9 protein-coding genes are annotated in these 6,363 nt (G+C 71.0%); 3 read left to right on the forward strand and 6 right to left on the reverse strand.

From position 1 onward, the window contains the following. The 3 genes from DVA66_RS15485 to DVA66_RS15495 form a co-directional block, all read left to right on the forward strand. Nucleotides 1-859, forward strand: an 859-nt coding sequence (locus DVA66_RS15485; RefSeq protein WP_198671814.1) for a hypothetical protein, incomplete at its 5' end; no start/stop codon positions are given. Nucleotides 860-886: 27 nt separating this feature from the next. After that, nucleotides 887-1,405: a DinB family protein gene (locus DVA66_RS15490; protein ID WP_114560893.1), complete on the forward strand. Its 519-nt coding sequence runs from the start codon at nucleotides 887-889 to the stop codon at nucleotides 1,403-1,405. Nucleotides 1,406-1,436: 31 nt separating this feature from the next. Beyond that, on the forward strand, nucleotides 1,437-1,706 hold the full coding sequence (locus DVA66_RS15495; RefSeq protein WP_114126888.1) for a DUF2277 domain-containing protein: 270 nt from the start codon (nucleotides 1,437-1,439) through the stop codon (nucleotides 1,704-1,706). A 44-nt stretch (nucleotides 1,707-1,750) separates the two neighbouring features. Here the strand turns inward: DVA66_RS15495 and DVA66_RS15500 are convergent, their stop codons facing one another. The 6 genes from DVA66_RS15500 to DVA66_RS15525 form a co-directional block, all read right to left on the reverse strand. Beyond that, nucleotides 1,751-2,353 carry a cytochrome c oxidase subunit 4 gene (locus DVA66_RS15500; RefSeq protein ID WP_232821992.1) on the reverse strand — a complete coding sequence of 201 codons (603 nt, stop codon included), beginning with the start codon at nucleotides 2,351-2,353 and terminating at the stop codon, nucleotides 1,751-1,753. Continuing rightward, nucleotides 2,350-4,176: an aa3-type cytochrome oxidase subunit I gene (ctaD, locus tag DVA66_RS15505; RefSeq protein WP_332872877.1), complete on the reverse strand. Its 1,827-nt coding sequence runs from the start codon at nucleotides 4,174-4,176 to the stop codon at nucleotides 2,350-2,352. The genes DVA66_RS15500 and ctaD overlap by 4 nt, the downstream gene beginning before the upstream one ends. After that, nucleotides 4,173-5,102 carry an aa3-type cytochrome oxidase subunit II gene (ctaC, locus tag DVA66_RS15510; RefSeq protein WP_232821993.1) on the reverse strand — a complete coding sequence of 310 codons (930 nt, stop codon included), beginning with the start codon at nucleotides 5,100-5,102 and terminating at the stop codon, nucleotides 4,173-4,175. The genes ctaD and ctaC overlap by 4 nt, the downstream gene beginning before the upstream one ends. Before the next feature lie 138 nt (nucleotides 5,103-5,240). Then, nucleotides 5,241-5,609 carry a HesB/IscA family protein gene (locus tag DVA66_RS15515; protein WP_114560895.1) on the reverse strand — a complete coding sequence of 123 codons (369 nt, stop codon included), beginning with the start codon at nucleotides 5,607-5,609 and terminating at the stop codon, nucleotides 5,241-5,243. Between the two features lie 71 nt (nucleotides 5,610-5,680). Continuing rightward, the gene (locus tag DVA66_RS15520) at nucleotides 5,681-5,971 is read right to left on the reverse strand and encodes a neutral zinc metallopeptidase (RefSeq protein WP_198671815.1); all 291 of its coding nucleotides are present in this window, start codon (nucleotides 5,969-5,971) and stop codon (nucleotides 5,681-5,683) included. A 9-nt stretch (nucleotides 5,972-5,980) separates the two neighbouring features. Further along, on the reverse strand, nucleotides 5,981-6,363 hold a 383-nt coding region (locus tag DVA66_RS15525), incomplete at its 5' end, for a glycerate kinase (protein WP_198671816.1).

The following is a 6,363-nucleotide window of genomic DNA, read 5'->3' on the forward strand; positions in this document are numbered from 1 at the left end:
CGGGACGGCCGTCGCGGTCGAGGCCCGGCGCGAGCTGGGCACGTCGCTGCTGGCGCCCGGGCGCGGGCCCGCCTCCGCGTCTCGCCGTCTCGGCACGCCGCTCGGACTGGTGGTCCGCACCCAGCGCGGGACGACCGTGGCCTGCCTCTTGCTGGGCGCCGCGCTCGGCGCGCTGGCGGGACTGCTCGGGCCGCGGCTGGCCGACGGCCTCGCCGACAACCCGCAGCTGGCGGCCCTGCTGGAACGCCTCGGCGCCGCCGGGCAGAACGGCAGCATGCTCGACACCTTCCTCGTCGCCGTCCTCGGCTTCGCAACGGTGCTGGCGTGCCTGCAGGCGATGCAGTCGACGACCCGGCTGCGCGCCGAGGAGCTGGGGGTCGGTGAGCTGGTGCTGACCACCCGACCGCCCCGATCGGCCTGGTTCTGGTCCCACGTCGGCTTCGGCCTGGTCACCGGCTGCCTGGTGCTGCTGGTGGCGGCGGGCACCACCGCCGGCACCCTCGCCCTCGACCCGGGTGCCGGCACCGCCGAACGGATCCGGACCGTGTTCGCCGTGGCGGCGGCCAACCTGCCGCTGGTGGTGGTCTACACGGCGGTGGGAGCCGTGCTGGTGGGGCTGCTGCCGACCACCACCGGGTGGCTCGGCTGGCTGCTGCTGTTCGGGCTCATGCTCGTGGGGCAGTTCGCGCCGCTGTTCGGCCCAGCGGACTGGCTGCGGCTGGTCTCACCGTTCTCCCACGTCGCGAACCCGCTGGCCGACGACCCCCGCTGGTGGCCCTCGATGGTGATGGTCGTGGTCTCGGTCGGGGCGGTGCTGGCCGCCCGGGGAGCATGGAGCGGGCGCGACCTGCTGCGCTGAGCGCTGCCGCGCGCCTAGGATCACCCCGTGCCACTCGTCCCCGACTCCAAGGACTGGACCTGGGTGCTGCAGCGGCCCTGCGCCGAGTGCGGCTTCGACCCGGCCACCGTCACCCGCGCGGCGCTCCCCCACCGCACCCTGGCTGCGGCCGGGACGGTCCGCTCCGCACTCGGAGCCCCCGCTGCGGCGCAGCGCCCCGACGACAGCACCTGGTCGGTGCTGGAGTACGCGGCGCACGTCCGCGACGTCTGCCGCGTCATGGGCACCCGGCTGCGGCTGATGCTGCAGGAGGACGACCCGCAGTTCCCGAACTGGGACCAGGACGCCACCGCGGTCGAGGAGCGCTACGCCGAGCAGGACCCCGCCGTGGTGGCCGTCGAGCTGGAGCAGGCGGCCTCCGAGCTGGCTGCGGCGTGGGAGCAGGTGCCGGTCGACGCCTGGGACCGGCCCGGACGCCGCTCCAACGGCTCGGTGTTCACCGTCTGGACGCTGGGGGTGTACGCCCTGCACGACCTGGAGCACCACCGCCACGACGTGACCCGCTGACGCCGGCGGGAAGCCGCCCTAGAGTGGCGCCATGTGCCGAAACATCCGCACCCTGCACAACTTCGAGCCGCCGGCCACCTCCGAGGAGGTGCACGCCGCCGCCCTGCAGTACGTGCGCAAGGTCGCCGGGACGACCAAGCCGTCGCAGGCCAACGCCGCCGCCTTCGAGCGCGCCGTGCACGAGATCGCCCACATCACCCAGCACCTGCTGGACGACCTCACCACCACCGCCCCGCCGAAGAACCGTGAGGAGGAGGCGGCCAAGGCCCGGGCGCGGGCCGCGACGCGCTACGCGTCCTGAGGACGGGTCGTCCCCGGCCCGGGCGACCGGGCCGGGCAGCAGGGTCAGTGGGCGTAGTCGCCGCGGTAGTACTGGTAGACCCAGCCCGCGATCGCCCACAGACCCAGACCCGTGCCGAGGATGGTCAGCCACCAGCCGAACACCGGGCCGAGCAGGGTCATCGCCAGCATCACCGCGCAGGTGACCGGCCAGGCGCTGCGCGGGGGGAAGAAACCGAGCTCGCCGGCACCCTCGACGATGTCGGCCTGCCGGCGGTCCTCCGGACGGGCGTCGTAGCGCACCGCGTTGATGAGGAGGTACAGGGTCAGCATCGCCGACAGCATGAACGTCAGCACCAGCGCGACCGAGCCGGTCACCTCGTGCGACATCACCCAGTACACCGGCGTCACGACCAGGAAGAACAGCACCAGCACGACGAAGATGCGCAGCTCAGCCAGCATGGCGAAGGGCTGGCGCTGCTTCAGCCCCATCACCAGCATGCCGATGGCCAGGGCCAGCGAGAGCACCCCCGAGACCGCGAGCGGCACGTAGTCGACCCAGCGCATCCCGAGCACGACCGCGCCGATCACCGCCCAGACGACATAGCCGACGCCGAGCACCCCGAACCAGGCGGACTCGCCGACCAGCGGCTTGAACAGCGTCTTCATCGCTCGTCATCCTCCTTGGCGTAGGACTCCGTACCCGCCAGGTCGCTGTCGGGAGAGGTGCCCTCCACCCGGTGGTTCAGCTCCGATACGCGGCCGGTGTCGTCACCGGCGTCGATCAGCTCATCCGGGCTCGCTCCCACCGCGGCGTACTCGGTGAGCGCCAGCTCCGGGTGGTGCAGGTCGAAGGCCGGGCTGTCGGAGCGGATCTGCGGCAGCTTCTCGAAGTTGTGCCGCGGCGGCGGGCAGGAGGTGGCCCACTCCAGCGAGCGTCCCCAGCCCCAGGGGTCGTCCACCACGACCTTCGGCGCCTTGCGGGTGATCCAGACGTTCCAGATGAACGGCAGCGTCGACAGCGCCAGGATGAAGGCCCCCACCGTGGACACCTGGTGCAGGAAGGTGAAGCCCTCCTCCGGCAGGTAGTCCGCGTAGCGGCGTGGCATGCCCTCCACACCCAGCCAGTGCTGGACCAGGAAGGTGACGTGGAAGCCGATCAGCGTCATCCAGAAGTGGATCTTGCCCAGCCGCTCGTTGAGCATCCGGCCGGTGAACTTCGGCCACCAGAAGTAGAACCCGCCGAAGGTGGCGAACACGATGGTGCCGAAGAGCACGTAGTGGAAGTGCGCCACCACGAAGTAGGTGTCGGAGACCGGGAAGTCCAGCGGCGGGCTGGCCAGGATGATGCCGGTCAGACCACCGAAGAGGAACGTGGTGAGGAAGCCGAAGGCCCAGATCATCGGGGTCTCGAACGTGATCGATCCCCGCCACAACGTGCCGATCCAGTTGAAGAACTTCACCCCGGTGGGCACCGCGATGAGGAACGTCATGAAGGAGAAGAACGGCAGGTTCACCGCGCCGGTGACGAACATGTGGTGGGCCCACACCGCCATCGACAGCACGCCGATCGCCAGGGTCGCGGCCACCAGGCCGACGTAGCCGAACACCGGCTTGCGGCTGAACACCGGCAGGATCTCGGTGATGATGCCGAAGAACGGCAGCGCGACGATGTAGACCTCGGGGTGGCCGAAGAACCAGAACAGGTGCTGCCACAGCAGCGGCCCACCGCTGGAGGGGTCGAACACCAGTGTGCCGAGCACCCGGTCGCTCAGCAGCACCAGCAGCCCCGACCCGAGCACCGGGAAGGCGATCAGGGCCAGCAGCGAGGTGATGAGGATGTTCCAGGTGAAGATGGGCATCCGGAACATCGTCATGCCGGGCACCCGCATGGTGATGATCGTGGTGGTGAAGTTCACCGAGCCGAGGATCGAGGACAGACCGGACAGGTAGAGCCCGACGATCCACAGGTCGGCCCCGGTGCCGGGCGAGTTCGCCCCGTCGCTCAGCGGGACGTAGGCCGTCCAGCCGAAGCCGGCGCCGCCGTCGGGGGTGAGGAAGCCTGACAGCGCGACCAGGCCGCCGAGCACGAACAGCCAGAACGAGAACGCGTTGAGCCGCGGGAACGCCACGTCGGGCGCACCGATCTGCAGCGGCATGATCGCGTTGGCGAAGGCCGAGAACATCGGGGTGGCGAAGAACAGCAGCATCACCGTGCCGTGCATGGTGAAGAACTGGTTGTACTCCTCGTAGTTGAGGTACTGCAGCCCCGGGAAGGCCAGCTCGGCGCGGACGCCGAGGGCCAGCAGGCCGCCGATCGCGAAGAAGATCAGCGACGCGACGAAGTACATGTTGCCGATCAGCTTGTGATCGGTGGTGGTCATGACGCGCCAGACCAGCGCGCCCAGCCGACGGCTGGACCGTTCAGGGGCGACGGTGGTCTCCCCCGCGACGCGCTGGGTGGCCCCCGGGACGCGGTCGGCGACGCTCATTCGCCCTCTCCTTCCGCCTCGCCGCCCTGCGGGGCGAGCTCGGGTGCGACGTAGGACTGGCTGCCGTAGTTGGTCCCCACGTTGCCGGCCTCCTCCAGCTGGGCCAGCTTGGCCTCGTACTCCTCCTCGCTCACCACGTGCACGCGGAAGATCATCGCCGAGTGGTAGGTGCCGCAGAGCTCGGCGCACTTGCCGATGAACACACCCTCACGGGTCGGCGTCATGTCGAAGGTGTTGGGGTTGGGACGCCCGGGGATAACGTCCATCTTGAAGTAGAACGCCGGCACCCAGAAGGAGTGGATGACGTCGGGAGAGGTCAGGTTGAACCGGACCGACTGGTTGACCGGCAGGTACAGGTCGGGCGAGGCGTTGATGGTGCCCGACTCCCAGACGTCGGTCCCGCCGGAGGCCGTCTGGCTCTCGCGGTAGTTGAACGTCCACGACCACTTCTGGCCGACCACGTCGATGACCCGGTCCGGGGAACCGCCCTGCGGGCCGGACACACCCGCGGTGCTGCCCTCGACCCCGGCCAGCACCTTGTTCTGGGCCTGCACGGTGAAGACGAAGAGCACGCCGACGATGAGCAGCGGCGTCAGCGTGTAGAGGATCTCCATCGGCAGGTTGTAGCGGGTCTGCCGGGGCGCACCCTCGGCCCCGGCGGCGTCCCGCTTCTTGCGCCGGTAGCGGAACCCGGCCCAGCCGATCAGTCCCCAGACGAACACCCCGACCGCCAGCGCGGCGATCCAGCTGCCGGTCCACAGCTCACCGACGAACGGCGCGCGGTCGCTCGCCGACTCCGGCATGCCCAGGCGGCCCCACTGGGCCGTCGTCTGCGCGCTGCACCCGGTCAGCAGCAGCGCCGCGCCCGCGGCGGTCAGCGCCGGCTTGATCCAGCGGCGAGGTCGAGCTGTGCTCCTCGAACCCACGTCACACCCTTCCCACACTCCGCGCGACCGACCCGGCCGTGCCCGGCAACCCTAACGCACTCGACACCCGGACCCCACACGGCACAGACGCCCCCGGACCGTGCGGTCCGGGGGCGTCTGGGAGGTGTGAGCCGGGGCTCAGTTGAAGCTGTCGCCGCAGGCGCAGGAGCCGGTGGCGTTGGGGTTGTCGATGGTGAACCCCTGCTTCTCGATGGTGTCGACGAAGTCGATGGTGGCGCCCATCAGGTACGGCGCGCTCATCCGGTCCGTGACGACGTTCACACCGGAGAAGTCGGCCATCACGTCGCCGTCGAGCTGACGCTCGTCGAAGAACAGCTGGTAGCGCAGCCCGGAGCAGCCGCCCGGCTGGACGGCGATCCGCAGCGCCAGGTCGTCGCGCTCGGCGCCGGCCAGCAGCGCCTTGACCTTCGTGGCCGCACCCTCGGTGAGGAGGACGCCCTGCGGGGTCGCGGTGGTGGTCGGGGTCTCTGCGTCGGTAGAGGTCATCTCACGCTCCGTAGCGGTCGGGGTCGGTCATCGAACCAACACACGTCCATCCGATGGTGTTCCCGGGGAGTCTACGCCTCGTCGACGGCCCTGTTCACGCACCGAGCTCCTCCGCGCTCACGGCGAAGGTGCCGCAGGCCCCCGACCCCGGAGTCGCGCCCGTGCAGGAACCAGCGGACGCGCTGCTCGCTCGAGCCGTGCGTCCAGGTCCCGGGCTGCACCTGGCCGGAGGTCTGCTCCTGGATGTTGTCGTCGCCGACCCTCGCCCAGGCCCAACCCGCCGCCACCGATCCCGAGGCCGACCGCGCGGCCGCGCTTGCGGACCCGTCCACCCCGCAGGTGGAGTCCTCGGTGGAGCCCACGGGCTCAGGCTAGGGCGGCACCCAGGACCTGGCCACCCTGGCCGCCAGCCCCTCCAGGGCGTCCAGGTCGAGCGTCGCCGGCTCGCCGGCCACCGGAACCGGACCGAGCCCGTGGGCCGACTCCACTCCCATCAGCCGCATCTCCCGGGCCCCGACCTGCACCGATCCGGCCAGCACCACGCAGGGCCGCAGCACCTCACCGGCCCAGCGCGCGACCCGCTGCACCACCGCCCCGCCACGGGAGGCGAAGTCGAAGCCCGTGGTGGCGGTGACCACCAGGTCGGCCCGGGCCAGCGTCGCCGCCAGGCCGGCCTCGCGGGCCAGCCACGCCGGGCCGTCGACCAGCTCCCCGCCGAGGGCGAGCACCGCGAACCCGCAGCCACCGGCGGCCC

Origin of the sequence: Desertihabitans aurantiacus, from assembly GCF_003344635.1 — a bacterium.
Classification (GTDB): domain Bacteria; phylum Actinomycetota; class Actinomycetes; order Propionibacteriales; family Propionibacteriaceae; genus Desertihabitans; species Desertihabitans aurantiacus.